This window comes from Pseudomonas sp. P5_109 (assembly GCF_034009455.1).
In the GTDB taxonomy this organism is placed as follows: domain Bacteria; phylum Pseudomonadota; class Gammaproteobacteria; order Pseudomonadales; family Pseudomonadaceae; genus Aquipseudomonas.
On record NZ_CP125380.1, the window covers coordinates 38,409 to 50,871 of the forward strand.

General features: G+C 59.6%; 13 protein-coding genes. 9 read left to right on the plus strand and 4 right to left on the minus strand.

The window, feature by feature from the left end; genetic code table 11:
- Positions 1-106 precede the first annotated feature (106 nt).
- Genes QMK54_RS00185 through QMK54_RS00205 form a run of 5 tightly spaced genes read left to right on the plus strand, consistent with a single transcriptional unit; the run spans position 107 to position 4,700 of the window.
- The gene (locus tag QMK54_RS00185; RefSeq protein ID WP_223590193.1) at positions 107-1,135 is read left to right on the plus strand and encodes a DUF5924 family protein; all 1,029 of its coding nucleotides are present in this window, start codon (positions 107-109) and stop codon (positions 1,133-1,135) included.
- Between the two features lie 53 nt (positions 1,136-1,188).
- Positions 1,189-2,337, plus strand: coding sequence for an ABC transporter permease (locus tag QMK54_RS00190; RefSeq protein WP_223590195.1), 1,149 nt, complete (start codon positions 1,189-1,191; stop codon positions 2,335-2,337).
- Complete coding sequence (locus QMK54_RS00195) at positions 2,334-3,137, plus strand: ABC transporter ATP-binding protein (protein WP_110660197.1); 804 nt, start codon at positions 2,334-2,336, stop codon at positions 3,135-3,137. Before QMK54_RS00190 ends, QMK54_RS00195 begins: the two co-directional genes overlap by 4 nt.
- 1 nt (position 3,138) lies before the next feature.
- Positions 3,139-4,077 (plus strand): MlaD family protein, encoded by a 939-nt coding sequence (locus QMK54_RS00200; RefSeq protein WP_320401841.1) that lies wholly within the window; start codon positions 3,139-3,141, stop codon positions 4,075-4,077.
- Complete coding sequence (locus QMK54_RS00205) at positions 4,074-4,700, plus strand: ABC-type transport auxiliary lipoprotein family protein (RefSeq protein ID WP_320401842.1); 627 nt, start codon at positions 4,074-4,076, stop codon at positions 4,698-4,700. Before QMK54_RS00200 ends, QMK54_RS00205 begins: the two co-directional genes overlap by 4 nt.
- A gap of 128 nt (positions 4,701-4,828) precedes the next feature.
- On the opposite strand, the gene QMK54_RS00210 is transcribed toward QMK54_RS00205, so the two are convergent.
- Positions 4,829-5,479 carry an HAD family hydrolase gene (locus QMK54_RS00210; protein ID WP_320401843.1) on the minus strand — a complete coding sequence of 217 codons (651 nt, stop codon included), beginning with the start codon at positions 5,477-5,479 and terminating at the stop codon, positions 4,829-4,831.
- Positions 5,480-5,506: 27 nt separating this feature from the next.
- A complete protein-coding gene (locus QMK54_RS00215) occupies positions 5,507-6,052 on the minus strand; it encodes a gamma carbonic anhydrase family protein (RefSeq protein WP_110660193.1) in 546 nt (181 codons plus the stop codon).
- Positions 6,053-6,140: 88 nt separating this feature from the next.
- Between QMK54_RS00215 and prlC the strand changes: the two genes are divergently transcribed.
- Positions 6,141-8,192 (plus strand): oligopeptidase A, encoded by a 2,052-nt coding sequence (gene prlC, locus QMK54_RS00220; RefSeq protein ID WP_110660192.1) that lies wholly within the window; start codon positions 6,141-6,143, stop codon positions 8,190-8,192.
- Positions 8,189-8,467, plus strand: coding sequence for a YheV family putative zinc ribbon protein (locus QMK54_RS00225; protein ID WP_110660191.1), 279 nt, complete (start codon positions 8,189-8,191; stop codon positions 8,465-8,467). Before prlC ends, QMK54_RS00225 begins: the two co-directional genes overlap by 4 nt.
- A 499-nt stretch (positions 8,468-8,966) precedes the next feature.
- Here the strand turns inward: QMK54_RS00225 and QMK54_RS00230 are convergent, their stop codons facing one another.
- The gene (locus QMK54_RS00230; RefSeq protein ID WP_110660190.1) at positions 8,967-9,611 is read right to left on the minus strand and encodes a dual specificity protein phosphatase family protein; all 645 of its coding nucleotides are present in this window, start codon (positions 9,609-9,611) and stop codon (positions 8,967-8,969) included.
- 231 nt (positions 9,612-9,842) lie between these two features.
- Positions 9,843-10,148, minus strand: a complete 306-nt coding sequence (locus QMK54_RS00235) for a hypothetical protein (protein ID WP_110660189.1) — start codon at positions 10,146-10,148, stop codon at positions 9,843-9,845.
- 212 nt (positions 10,149-10,360) lie between these two features.
- On the opposite strand from QMK54_RS00235, the gene QMK54_RS00240 reads away from it, so the two are divergent.
- Both QMK54_RS00240 and QMK54_RS00245 read left to right on the plus strand, forming a co-directional pair.
- Entirely contained in the window at positions 10,361-11,419 is a 1,059-nt protein-coding gene (locus QMK54_RS00240) for a PA0069 family radical SAM protein (protein WP_223596155.1), read from the plus strand.
- A 244-nt stretch (positions 11,420-11,663) separates the two neighbouring features.
- Positions 11,664-12,395, plus strand: a complete 732-nt coding sequence (locus tag QMK54_RS00245) for a carbonic anhydrase (protein ID WP_008045785.1) — start codon at positions 11,664-11,666, stop codon at positions 12,393-12,395.
- Positions 12,396-12,463: the final 68 nt, after the last annotated feature.

Genomic DNA, 12,463 nt, shown 5'->3' on the forward strand with positions numbered 1-12,463 from the left:
TTTTAGGGCCGCTTCGCGACCCAACGGGGGCAAGCCCCCTCGCCACGGGGCCGCGCCAGCGGTAACCTGTCGAGGTTTTTTCCTACGACTACTGTGAACCCGCCGAATGCAAAACCTGACCCGTTTCGTACAGCGCATCCTCGAATTGATGAAGCGCTACCCTGGGGTCATTGCGCTCGCTGGTTTCATCTCCGGGGTAGGCAGTTTCATTCTGGTCGATCGCCAGCAAGGCCTGGCGAGCTGGATCACCACCATCATGCTGATCAGCTGGATCTGGCTGATGCTGGAAAACAGCCTGACCAAGCTGTTCGCGCGCGTTTTCAAGCGCGAAATCCCGGAACCGTTGCTGCGTTACGCAACGCAGATGATCCATCAGGAAAGCCTGTTCTTTGTCCTGCCGTTCTTCTTCATCACCACGACGTGGAACAGCGGCCAGTTGTTTTTCACCGGGCTGCTGGGCATCGCGGCGCTGATTTCGATCATCGACCCGCTCTACTACAAGTGGCTGGCGCCACGGCGCTGGGCGTTTCTGGCCCTGCACACCCTGACCCTGTTCGCCGCGCTGCTCACCGCGTTGCCGGTGATCATGCACCTGACGACGTCGCAAAGTTTCAAATGGGCGCTGGGTATCTCGGTGCTGCTGTCGTTCCCGAGCCTGGCGTCGATCTTCCCGATTCGTACGGTACGCAATGCGTTGGCGATCTTGAGCATCACCCTGGGCATCGGTGCGGTCGGTTGGGAGCTGCGTTCGTGGGTGCCACCGGCAACGCTGTGGATGACCGACGTGGCCATCAGCACGCAAATGCAAGACCGCACACCGGGCGCCAGCCTCGATGAAGTCAGCGCCGAGCAGATTCGCAATGGCGGGCTCTACGCATACACCGCGATCAATGCCCCGCGTGGCCTGGACGAACGGATCTATCACGTCTGGCAGTTCAACGGAAAAGAGGTCGACCGTATTGCGCTGGATATCCACGGCGGGCGCAAGGAAGGTTACCGGGCCTGGACCCACAAGCAGAACTTCCCGGGCAACCCGGCCGGCAAATGGCAGGTTCGGGTGCTGACCGAAGATGGCCAGGTCATCGGCGTGCTGCGCTTCGAGGTCAAGGACAGCACAGCGATCAAAGAAAAGTAGTCAGGTTCGTGCTATTACGTAGAGCTTGTTATCACTGAACTAGCACGGAGCTTATGATCAGCAGCACGATGGCCGGCAACGCCCGATTGGACACGTCGATCACCCCTGCACGGTTGCGGGTGACGGGCGACTGGACGCTTGCCCATTACGCTGACCTCAAGCTGTTGAGCGAAAAACTCCACGGCCAGTACGACGCCAACACCCCCATTGACCTCAATGGTCTCGGCGCGCTCGACACCGCCGGCGCCTCGCTGTTGGTCGAGCTACTCGGCTCCGAGCGCCTCGGCCGCTCCGCTGAACATCCGGATTGCACGCTTTCCGCTGCCGACCGCGCGTTGCTGCAAACCGTCTACTGCTCGTTGACCGATTTCTGCGTACCGATCAAGGAACCGGAAATCAGCGTTACCGTGCAGTTGCTGACCCGCATCGGCCGCGCGGTGGACATCGTTTGGCAGGACACCCTGCAACTGCTGGGTTTCGTTGGCCTGATCATCGAAACCATTGCCCGAGGCCTGTTCCGTCCCAAGTGCTGGCGTGTCACGTCGACGATCGCCCATATCGAACAGACCGGGCTCGACGCCGCCCCCATCGTTGCATTGCTGACTTTTCTGGTGGGCGCCGTGGTGGCGTTTCTCGGGTCGACGGTACTGGCCACTTTCGGCGCCACGGTCTTCACCGTGGACCTGGTGGGATTTGCCTTCCTGCGCGAGTTCGGCGTGTTGCTGACGGCGATCCTGATGGCCGGGCGCACCGCCAGTGCGTTCACGGCGCAAATTGGTTCGATGAAGGCCAACGAAGAAATCGACGCCATCCGCACCCTGGGCCTCGACCCCGTGGAATTGCTGGTGGTGCCGCGGGTCCTGGCATTGCTGATTGCCCTGCCGATGCTGACCTTTCTGGCGATGCTGTCGGGGATCATCGGCGGTGCGGTGGTCTGCGCGGTGAAACTGGATATCTCGCCGGCGATGTTCATATCGTTGCTGCAATCGGACATTGGCGTTCAACACTTTCTGGTGGGGATCGTCAAAGCGCCGGTCTTCGCTTTCCTGATCGCCGCGATTGGGTGCCTCGAAGGTTTCAAGGTCAGCGGCAGCGCCGAGTCCGTCGGTGCCCACACCACGTCGAGCGTGGTGCAGTCGATTTTCGTGGTGATCGTGATGGATGCGATAGCCGCGATGTTTTTCATGGAGATGGGTTGGTGAGTCGAGTACCCCGAGCGCCCTCCGAGGCAGTGATTGAAGTGCGTGGGCTGTGCAATCGCTTTGGCCGCCAGAGCGTGCACGAGGACCTCGACCTGGATTTGTACAAGGGCGAAATTCTCGCCGTGGTCGGCGGTTCCGGCAGTGGTAAATCGGTGTTGCTGCGCAGCATTGTCGGGCTGCGCCAGCCGAGCGAAGGCGTGGTGAAAGTCTTCGGCAAGAACCTGCCAACCTTGTCCGAGCACGAGCGTTCGTTGGTGGAGCGGCGCTTTGGCGTGCTGTTCCAGAAGGGCGCGCTGTTTTCCTCGCTGACGGTGACCGAGAACGTCGCCCTGCCGCTGATCGAACATGCCGGCTTGAGCCGCAACGATGCCGAGCACCTGGCGGCGGTGAAAATGGCCCTGGCCGGGTTGCCGCTGTCGGCGGCGGACAAGTATCCAGCATCGCTGTCGGGCGGCATGATCAAGCGTGCCGCATTGGCCAGGGCGCTGGCACTGGACCCGGACATCCTGTTTCTCGACGAGCCTACCGCCGGTCTCGACCCGATCGGCGCCGCCGCGTTCGACCAATTGATCCTGACCCTGCGCGATGCCCTGGGCCTGAGCGTTTTCCTGGTGACTCATGACCTCGACACGCTCTACACCATCACCGACCGGGTGGCGGTGTTGGCGCAGAAGAAAGTGTTGGTGGCCGACGCCATCGATAAGGTCTCGGAAACCAACGATCCGTGGATTCACGAATACTTCCATGGCCCACGCGGCCGCGCGGCATTGACAGCCGCCCAACAGCTCAACGAGGTCTGACATGGAAACCCGAGCCCATCATGTACTGATCGGCCTGTTCACCGTGATTGTGGTGACGGCCGCGCTGCTGTTCGGCCTGTGGCTGGCCAAGTCCAGTGTCGATACCGAGTTCAAGGACTACGAAGTCGTGTTCAACGAGGCGGTCAGTGGTTTGTCCAAGGGCAGTTCGGTGCAGTACAGCGGGATCAAGGTCGGCGACGTGATTTCGTTGCGCCTGGATCCGAAGGACCCGCGCCGGGTGCTGGCGCGAATTCGCCTGGCCGGCGATACCCCGGTCAAGGAGGACACGAATGCCAAGCTGGCCCTGACCGGCGTCACGGGGACCTCGATCATCCAGCTCAGCGGCGGCACGCCACAGAGTCCGACGCTCAAGGGCAAGGGCGGCAACCTGCCGACCATCGTCGCCTCACCCTCGCCTATCGCCCGCCTACTCAATGACAGCAACGATTTGATGGCCGGGGTGAACACCCTGATGCATAACGCCAACCTGATGTTTTCCACGGAAAACATCGAGCGCATCAGCAATACCCTTGAGCACCTGGAGCAAACCACCGGGACCATTGCCGACCAGCGCGGCGATATCCGTCAGGCCATGCAGCAACTGGCGTCGGTGGGCAAGCAGGCCAACACCATGCTGGAGCAGACCACGGCGCTGATGCGCAATGCCAACGGGCTGCTCAACGAGCATGGCAAGGAGACGCTGGGCAGCGCCGAGCAGGCGATGAAGTCGTTGCAGGAGAGCAGCGCTACCCTCAACAAACTGATCACCGCCAATCAGGATTCGCTCAACAGTGGCATGCAAGGCCTCAATGGCCTGGGCCCGGCCGTGCACGAGATGCGCGAAACCCTGAGCTCATTGCGCGCCATTACCAAGCGTCTGGAGGCCAACCCCAGCGGTTACCTGCTGGGCAGTGAAAAGACTAAGGAATTCACGCCATGAAGCTGATTCGGATTGCCCTCCTCGCTGGCTTCACGCTGATCAGTTCGTGCTCGATCCTGCCAAAACCCGAGCCCTTCGAGATGTATAGGTTGCCGTCGGCCCAGAGCAACGCTTCGGCAAGCCAGGGCACGCCGCAGCGCTGGTCGTTGCGCCTGAGCAAATTCCAGTCCAGCGAAGCATTGAACAGTCCGAACATCGCCGTGATTCCTCAGGGCGATGTGATCAGCCACTACAAGGGTTCACGCTGGAGCGACCCGGCACCGGTGCTGGTGCGCAATCGCCTGCTGGAAGGTTTCCAGCATGACGGGCGGGTGCCGCTGCTGAGCACCGATGACAGCATCTTCCAAACCGATCTTGAATTGGGCGGCAGCCTGCAGGCGTTCCAGACTGAATACCAGGGCACGAATGCCAGCGTGGTCGTACGTCTGGATGCATTGCTGGTGCGCAGCTATGACCAGCGCCTGCTCGCCAGCCGCCGCTTTGAAGTGCGCCAGCCAATCAGTGATGTGCAGGTCCCGGCGGTGGTGGCCGGGTTCGGTCAGGCGAACGATCAATTGACCGCGCAGGTGGTGAACTGGGCGGTCGAGCAAGGGCAGAGGCTGGCCCCGCCGCCCAGACCTTGAAGAATTACGCATTCCCCCTGTGGGAGCGGGCTTGCTCGCGAAGGCGGTGTATCAGACAACATTGATGTCGACTGACACTCCCTCTTCGCGAGCAAGCCCGCTCCCACAGTTGATTTGTATCGGCCTTATCAGCGCTGCAAAAACGCCTGATGCAGCTCAGCCAGCGTTTCAAAGTGATACGCCGGCGCTTCGACGCTCAACTCTTCGTGGCTGCCGAACCCGTAACCCACTGCCGCCGCGTCCAGGCCGTTGCTGCGCGCGCCGATCAGGTCGTGCTTGCGGTCGCCGATCATCAGGGTGTTGGCCGGGTCCAGGTTTTCTTCGGCCATCAGGTGAGCGATCAGCTCGACTTTGTTGGTCCGGGTGCCATCCAGTTCGCTGCCGTAAATCACCTTGAAGTGTTTGGCAAAGTCGAAATGCCGGGCGATCTCCCGGGCGAACACCCACGGTTTCGAGGTCGCGATGTACAGCTGCCGGCCTTGTCCGCCCAGGGTTTCCAGCAGCGGCGTGACACCATCGAACACCCGGTTTTCGTAAAGGCCGGTGACCTTGAAGCGCTCGCGATAGAAATTCACCGCGTCCCACGCCTTGGCTTCGTCGAAGTCGTAGAACTGCATGAATGCCTGCAACAGCGGCGGGCCGATGAAGTGTTCGAGCTTGGCCAGGTCCGGCTCATCGATACCCAGTTTGCCCAGGGCGAACTGGATCGAACGGGTAATGCCCTCGCGCGGGTCGGTCAGGGTGCCATCGAGGTCGAATAAAACGCTTTGGTAATGCATGTTGAATCCTGAAAGTAAGGGGCCGGGTCAGAGCTGGTCGTAGCCTTCGGCCAGATGCAGGTCCTTGAGCTTCACGTAGTTTGCCGCGCTGTAGGTGAAAAACGCGCGCTCCTTGTCATTCAGCGGACGGACCTGCTTCACCGGGCTTCCCACATACAGGAAGCCGCTTTGCAGATGCTTGCCCGGCGGCACCAGGCTGCCGGCACCAATGATCACATCATCGTCGACCTGCGCACCGTCCATGACAATGCTGCCCATGCCGATCAACACCCGGCTGCCCACCGAACAGCCATGCAGCATGACCTTGTGGGCGATGGTCACGTCGTCGCCGATCAGCAATGGAAAGCCATCGGGGTTGAACGGCCCGGCGTGGGTGATGTGCAGCACGCAGCCATCCTGCACGCTGGTGCGCGCGCCGATGCGGATGCGGTGCATGTCGCCACGGATCACTGTCAGCGGCCAGACCGAACTGTCTTCGCCAATTTCAACGTCGCCGATCACCACTGCCGAGCCGTCGACAAAAGCGCCTTTACCCAGCAATGGCGTGTGGTTCTGATACTTGCGAAGGTTCACGATAGGGTTTCTCTCTGTTGCTGATAGCTGCGGTGAACGTCGATTGTAATTAAGATGGCTGCATGTTTCTCCAGCCAAGGTATCAACCGTGAGCGTGAACAACCCTCTTTTGCAGTCCTACGACCTGCCGCCGTTCTCCGCCATCCGCGCCGAACACGTACAACCGGCCATTGAACAGATCCTGGCTGACAACCGTGCCGCCATCGTCGAGATCCTCAAGACCCAGGCCACACAGCCATCGTGGGCCGGCCTGGTCCTGGCGATGGACGAGCTCAACGACCGCCTGGGCGCCGCCTGGAGCCCGGTCAGCCACCTCAATGCCGTGTGCAACAGCGCCGAACTGCGTGAAGCCTACGAGTCGTGCCTGCCGGCCTTGAGCGCCTACTCCACCGAGCTGGGCCAGAACCGCGAACTGTTCCAGGCCTTCGAAGCCCTGGCCAGCAGCCCGGAGGCCGCCGGTTTCGACGTGGCGCAGAAAACTATCCTGGAACACTCCCTGCGTGACTTCCGTCTGTCGGGTATCGACCTGCCGGAAGCCGAACAGAAGCGTTACGCCGAAGTGCAGAGCAAGCTGTCCGAGCTGGGTAGCCGTTTCTCCAACCAATTGCTCGATGCCACCCAGGCGTGGACCAAGCACGTCACCGATGAAGCCGCCCTCGCCGGCCTGACCGATTCGGCCAAGGCGCAAATGGCTGCCGCGGCACAGGCCAAGGACCTGGACGGCTGGCTGATCACCCTGGAATTCCCAAGCTACTACGCGGTAATGACCTACGCCCAGGATCGCGCGCTGCGTGAGGAAGTCTACGCGGCCTACTGCACCCGTGCGTCGGACCAAGGGCCGAATGCCGGTCAGAATGACAACGGCCCGGTCATGGAAGAAATCCTCGACCTGCGTCAGGAGCTGGCCAAGCTGTTGGGTTTCAGCAGTTTCTCCGAGTTGAGCCTGGCGACCAAAATGGCCGAATCCAGCGATCAGGTGCTGAGTTTCCTGCGCGACCTGGCCACGCGCAGCAAGCCGTTCGCCGCTCAGGATCTGGAACAGCTCAAGGCCTATGCCGCCGAGCAAGGTTGCCCGGACCTGCAAAGCTGGGACAGCGGTTTCTACGGCGAAAAACTCCGCGAACAACGCTACAGCGTCGCCCAGGAAGCACTGCGCGCCTACTTCCCGATCGACAAGGTGCTCAGCGGCCTGTTCGCCATCGTCCAGCGCCTGTACGGCATCGAGATTGCCGAGCAGAAAGGTTTCGATACCTGGCACCCGGATGTCCGCCTGTTTGAAATCAAGGAAAACGGCCAGCACGTCGGCCGCTTCTTCTTCGACCTCTATGCCCGCGCCAACAAGCGTGGCGGTGCCTGGATGGATGGCGCCCGCGACCGTCGTCGCACCGCTGACGGTGTGCTGCAAAGCCCGGTGGCGAACCTGGTGTGCAACTTCACCCCGGCCGACAGCGGCAAGCCTGCATTGCTGACCCATGACGAAGTCACCACCCTGTTCCACGAGTTCGGTCACGGCCTGCATCACCTGCTGACCCGCGTCGAGCATGCTGGCGTGTCCGGCATCAACGGCGTGGCCTGGGATGCCGTCGAACTGCCAAGTCAGTTCATGGAAAACTGGTGCTGGGAGCCGGAAGGCCTGGCGCTGATTTCCGGTCACTACGAGTCCGGCGAACCGCTGCCTCAGGATTTGCTCGGGAAAATGCTCGCGGCGAAAAACTTCCAGTCCGGCCTGATGATGGTCCGCCAACTGGAATTCTCGCTGTTCGACTTCGAACTGCACGCCACCCACGGCGACGGCCGCAGCGTGCTGCAAGTGCTCGAAGGCGTGCGTGACGAGGTTTCGGTGATGCGTCCGCCGGCTTACAACCGCTTCCCCAACAGCTTTGCGCACATCTTCGCTGGCGGTTATGCCGCGGGTTACTACAGCTACAAATGGGCTGAAGTGCTCTCGGCCGATGCGTTTTCGAAGTTTGAAGAAGAAGGCGTACTCAACGCCGACACCGGTCGCGCCTTCCGTGAAGCGATCCTGGCACGGGGCGGTTCCCAGGAGCCGATGGTGCTGTTCGTCGACTTCCGTGGTCGCGAGCCATCGATTGACGCACTCTTGCGCCACAGCGGCCTGAGTGAGGACGCGGCAGCATGAGCGAGGGACCTGTGATTACCAAGAAACGCTTTATCGCCGGGGCGGTCTGCCCGGCATGTAGCGAGCCGGACAAGCTGATGATGTGGAATGAGGACCAGGTCCCGCACCGAGAGTGCGTGGCCTGCGGCTACTCCGACACACTCAATGAGCAAGGGCTGTCGGTGCCAAAGGAGTTGGGTACGCGGGTTACTACCAGCGCACTCAAACCAGCCGACACCAAGGTTCAGGCTGTTCAGTTCTTCCCGAACCCGAAGTTGAAAAAAAAGCCTGAGTGACATAAAGCCCCCGGCGCGCCATGCAACGGGGGCTTTTTTTGGGACTTTCACGGGTTTGGAGGACCCCTCATTGTCGACTCGGACGCGGTCCCTTGTAGGAGCTGGCTTGCCAGCGATGGTCGTTAACGATTACGCGCATGAACTGGATAAACACGGCGCACTTGAGTCCATCGCCAGCAAGCCGGCTCCTACAATTTGGCGTTCACATCATTTCGACCAGGACGCGGTCCCTTGTAGGAGCTGATTTGCCAGCGATGGTCGTTAACGATTACGCGCATGAACTGGATAAACGCGGCGCACTGGAGGTCATCGCCAGCAAGCCGGCTCCTACAATTTGGCGTTCACATCATTTCGACCAGGACGCGGTCCCTTGTAGGAGCTGGCTTGCCAGCGATGGTCGTTAACGATTACGCGCATGAACTGGATAAACGCGGCGCACTGGAGTCCATCGCCAGCAAGCCGGCTCCTACAGTTTCCCGGGAATGCGTGAAGAACTTTTTTATTCGATATGAGCGGATTTGAGCCAGCTCTTCATCGAGCACGCGGCGAACGGGGTGGTGCTGCAATCGCCGTTGGCCAGGGCCGTGCGCAGTTTTTCCACGTCGGCCTGCATCATGTAGCGAATGCCGTCCTTGAAATGGGTGCTGTCACCAAAGCCGCCCTGGGTCATTTCGTTAAGGGCCTCTTCCTTGCTCCAGCCCTGGATGACAACCCGGTACATGGCCGCCATCAGGCCGGTACGGTCAGAGCCGTGTTTGCAGTGCATCAGTACCGGGCCCTTGGCTTCGGCAGACTTGATGGCGCGCAAGGCCTTGAGCACCTCGGCGTCGTCCACATGGTTGGTGCGATAAGGCAGCTGTACTTGCGTGATGCCTGGCGTGGCCAACCAGCTGGAGTCTGCCTCAGGCAGGAAGTTGATCACCGTGCCGACCTTGAGTTTTTCCAGCAGCGGCACGGCACCCTTGTCCGGCAACGCACTGCGATAGAGCGTCGGCGACATCTGGAAGAGGTTGTACTGCTTCTCGACCGGTTGGGCCCATTCCGCCGGACGAATCGGAGCGCTGTCGTCAGCAACGACTGGGGCCAGGTTGAAAACTGCGATCAGTGAAAGAAACACCGCAGGGATAAAGCGTGGTAATTGCATGCTCGGGCGACCGTTCAGTAAAGGGACGGGAGATGCTGGCAAGAATGAGCTTTGCCCGGTCAACGGCCCGTGAGCTGATCGTCAAAGAATCGTGAAGCAGACGGTATTGGTGTCGTCGATCAATGTGAAAGTGTTCTAAATATATTCCAATAAGTACACGCAAAAAAATACGCCGGCCGAGTGTTAAGTTCTACCGGCGCTTGTTGGATATTCTATTTCAATAAGTATTGATCAGGGATTGACGATGCTGGCATAGGCTTTGGCCAAGGCCAGAAGTTTGGCCTTGTCATTGGCATCAATATCGCCGTCACCATCGATATCCTTGCTGATACCGCCGAGGCTGAACGATTGGCCACCGTCGTAAGACGATGCGATGAAGGTGGTAGAGTCCAGCAACGCTGTCGTCTGCACGTTGTTTTCAGCATCCCATCCTTCTTCTTTCAATGCGAACTGCATTGATACAAGCACTTCATCGGGGTCGACTATTGTTGGGCCAAGTTTTTGCAGGAAAATACCGCGAAGATTGAAAAACGACATTATTAAATCCTTTTAATTAATATCCATGTTTGTGTTTGTTGGGGAGGTAACGATAGCGATGATTAATATTGAGTGGCCAGTTGTAATGTGTATCTCTTGATTGCTCTTCATTCTCTTCCAAGACTCGACGGCGAGCTAAATGCCGAACGGCACTGGCCGGCAGATCATTGTCGTTATACTGTATGGGCATACAGCAATCAGGATTCCCCCCCATGCACACGCCATTGCCCCCACGTGGCCGCGGCACCGCGACCAATCCGCACAACCGATTCGCCCCGAACCGTTCGGTGGCTGAAGACGATGGTTGGTACCAGGAAGTGCCGGTCACCCAGGGCACCGAGGTGCGCATCGAGACCGCGAAAACCATCATCACCCGCAATACGTCGCCGGACCTGCCCTTCGATCGTTCGATCAATCCCTATCGCGGTTGCGAGCACGGTTGCATCTACTGCTACGCAAGGCCAAGCCACGCCTATTGGGACATGTCGCCGGGGCTGGATTTCGAGACAAAACTGATCGCCAAGACCAACGCCGTGGATGTGCTTGAGGAGCAGCTGTCTAAACGTGGTTATCAATGTGCGCCGATCAACCTCGGTTCCAACACTGACCCTTACCAGCCGATCGAGCGCGAATACCAGATCACCCGCAAGACACTTGAGGTGCTGCTGCGCTATCGACATCCGGTGACCATCGTCACCAAGGGCTCGCTGATTCTGCGCGACCTGGACCTGCTGGCCGAACTTGCCCGGCAGAGGCTGGTGGCGGTGATGATCAGCCTGACCACCCTCGACGACGAACTCAAGCGCATCCTCGAACCCCGCGCTGCAGCGCCCAAGGCACGGTTGCGGGCGATCCGGGTCATGCGCGAGGCAGGCATTCCGGTGGGCGTACTGTGTTCACCGATGATCCCCATGATCAACGACAGCGAGCTCGAAAACCTGCTGAACGAGGCCCATGCGGCCGGGGCGCAAAGCGCTGCCTACATGATGTTGCGCTTGCCGTTGGAAGTGGCGCCGCTGTTCGAGGAATGGCTGGGCGCCCATTATCCGCAACGGGCCGCGCACGTACTGAGCCTGATTCGCCAGAGCCGTGGCGGTGAACTTTATGACAGCCGCTTTGGCGCTCGAATGCGCGGCGAAGGTCCGTTTGCGGACTTGCTGGCACAGCGCTTTGCCAAAGCGATCAAACGGCTGGGTATCAATCACCGGGAGGGGTTCAATCTGGACTGCGACGCCTTTTGTCCGCCGGGTCGCCAAATGTCGTTGATTTGAGGACAATTGGCCTATGGTTGAGTACTGAAGAGTGCGCTCACGCATTAGGCTGGTCACGTTTTTTGTGACCTGTAACACGCATTCTAGAGCGTTTTATTCAGTTTCAATTAAGATTCGGCCGCTACCTTGTTCATCGAGTGACTGATGGGTCGAGATGTTTGGCCCGGATGTTTTTTAACCAGCCACTGGCTCCACACCGGACCCCACGGGATGACTTTCCGAGCCCGCCAATGAGGATGAATTCATGAGTGACAAGGATAAACAGCCGTTGGCTGCGTCGGCTTCAGCCCAACCCGAGGCTGAAACCGCCGATGCAGCGTTGCAGCACATCGTTGACGGCTTTTTGCATTTTCATCATGAGATCTTTCCCCAGCAGGAAGAGCTCTTCAAGAAACTCGCCACGGCCCAGCGGCCACGAGCGATGTTCATCGCCTGCGCCGATTCGCGCATCGTTCCCGAGTTGATTACCCAAAGCTCCCCTGGCGACCTGTTCGTGACCCGTAACGTCGGTAACGTCGTACCGCCTTACGGGCAAATGAACGGTGGTGTTTCCACGGCCATCGAGTACGCCGTACTGGCTTTGGGGGTGCATCACATCATCATTTGCGGGCATTCCGACTGCGGCGCCATGCGCGCGGTGCTCAACCCGGACAGTCTGGAAAAAATGCCCACGGTCAAAGCCTGGCTGCGTCATGCCGAAGTGGCCAAGACCATGGTGCAGGAGAACTGCAACTGCTCTAGTGAAAGCGAAAGCATGCACATCCTCACCGAAGAGAATGTGATCGCCCAATTGCAGCATCTGCGCACCCATCCGTCGGTGGCCTCGCGCATGGCCAACGGTCAGCTGTTTATCCACGGCTGGGTCTACAACATCGAAACCAGCGAAATCAAAGCCTACGACGCTGATCAAGGCTGTTTCCTGCCGCTCAATGGCAGCCTGCCCATTCCCGTGGCGACGCCCAAAGCGCGCTTCTAAATCCTCCTAAATCGTTGTGTGGTTCAGCCGAGGCTGCCGTTCAGGCAGCCTGGCTTTGCCATGCCTGA

Bases quoted from the DNA above. Each gene is read 5' to 3' on its own strand.
- QMK54_RS00240 (WP_223596155.1), top strand. From the start codon at position 10,361: ATGCACACGCCATTGCCCCCACGTGGCCGCGGCACCGCGACCAATCCG.
- QMK54_RS00245 (WP_008045785.1), top strand. From the start codon at position 11,664: ATGAGTGACAAGGATAAACAGCCGTTGGCTGCGTCGGCTTCAGCCCAA.
- QMK54_RS00205 (WP_320401842.1), top strand. From the start codon at position 4,074: ATGAAGCTGATTCGGATTGCCCTCCTCGCTGGCTTCACGCTGATCAGT.
- QMK54_RS00230 (WP_110660190.1), bottom strand. From the start codon at position 9,611: ATGCAATTACCACGCTTTATCCCTGCGGTGTTTCTTTCACTGATCGCA.
- QMK54_RS00225 (WP_110660191.1), top strand. From the start codon at position 8,189: ATGAGCGAGGGACCTGTGATTACCAAGAAACGCTTTATCGCCGGGGCG.
- QMK54_RS00185 (WP_223590193.1), top strand. From the start codon at position 107: ATGCAAAACCTGACCCGTTTCGTACAGCGCATCCTCGAATTGATGAAG.
- QMK54_RS00190 (WP_223590195.1), top strand. From the start codon at position 1,189: ATGATCAGCAGCACGATGGCCGGCAACGCCCGATTGGACACGTCGATC.
- QMK54_RS00200 (WP_320401841.1), top strand. From the start codon at position 3,139: ATGGAAACCCGAGCCCATCATGTACTGATCGGCCTGTTCACCGTGATT.
- QMK54_RS00210 (WP_320401843.1), bottom strand. From the start codon at position 5,479: ATGCATTACCAAAGCGTTTTATTCGACCTCGATGGCACCCTGACCGAC.
- QMK54_RS00235 (WP_110660189.1), bottom strand. From the start codon at position 10,148: ATGTCGTTTTTCAATCTTCGCGGTATTTTCCTGCAAAAACTTGGCCCA.